General features: G+C 68.9%; 1 protein-coding gene. It reads right to left on the bottom strand.

All coding sequences use genetic code 11. The annotated features are described in order from the left end of the window. Positions 1 to 931 (bottom strand): IS110 family RNA-guided transposase (locus tag ABT247_RS33540; RefSeq protein WP_350750399.1); only part of this gene is annotated, 931 nt, incomplete at its 3' end. Between the last annotated feature and the right edge of the window lie 244 nt (positions 932 to 1,175).

Genomic DNA, 1,175 nt, shown 5'->3' with positions numbered 1-1,175 from the left:
CGTGCCGGGTCTTGCCGCTGCCACTGCGCCCGCCGGACTGGTGGTTGCCGGGGCAGACGCCGGCCCACGAGGCCAGGTCGGCCGCCGTGGGAAAGCGCGTGATGTCGGCGCCGATCTCGGCGAGGATCACCTGCGCCGCCCGGGACTCGATCCCGGGGACGGTGATCAGGAGTTCGATGTGGCGGCGAAAGGGCCGCAGCATCACCTCGATGTGCTCGCTCAAGCGGGTCTCGGTGGCGGTGCAGGCGTCGATCCGGTCGAGCATCGCCCGGGCCAGGAAGGCGTGGTGGCCGGTGAAGTTGCCGGTCAGTGCCTCAACGAGAGCGTCGGTCCTGCGCCGCATGCTGCCCTTGGCCAGGCCGGCCAGGACGTGCGGGTCGCGCTCGCCGGCGATCAGAGCCTCCAGCATCGCGCGGCCGGAGACGCCCAGGATGTTGGAGACGGTGCTGGAGAGCTTGATCCCGGTGTCCTCCAGCAGCTTCTCCAGCCGCTGGGTCTCACGGGTGCGCTCGCGCACGATCTCGGTGCGGTAGCGGGTGACGTCCCGCAGCTGCCGGATCGGCTCCGGGGGGACGAACGAGGGGCGGACCAGGCCGTGTTCGACGAGCCTTGCGATCCACTCGGAGTCCTTTACGTCGGTCTTGCGGCCGGGCACCGACTTCATGTGGCGGGCGTTGAGGAGCCAGCACTCCATGTCGTGCTCCAGCAGGTAGAACACCGGCTTCCAGTACACGCCGGTGGCTTCCATGCCGACCACGGTGACGCCTTCGGCGAGCAGCCAGTCCCGCATGGCCAGCAGCCCGGAGGTCACCGCGGGAAAGGTGCGTACCTCGCCACGGCGCCGGTTGCCGCTGGTGGGTATGCGGACACAAACCTTCACGTCGACCTTGCTGATGTCGATCCCCGCGCAGCGTTCGTGGATCACTTCCATCCCGTCGGCACCCCCTCCAGTCGTCGGCCGCGAGCGCGTGACCGTCCGGCGGGGGTCCGGCAGGCGAAAGAGTCTGATTCACGTGCTCGAAGCAACACATCCGGGTGCCTGTCGGTGGACCCCCAGCGTCCTACTGACCCACGGGCTCGGAACGCGCCAAGGCGACACGACGTCGGCCAGACGACCACAGACCGATTTTCACGCACACAGGGTGTCGCCGGAAGGCGACCGGATTACTGACCCG

It is taken from the genome of Kitasatospora sp. NPDC001539 (assembly GCF_040298565.1).
Lineage (GTDB): Bacteria > Actinomycetota > Actinomycetes > Streptomycetales > Streptomycetaceae > Kitasatospora.
This window is presented reverse-complemented; position numbering and strand designations above follow the sequence as displayed.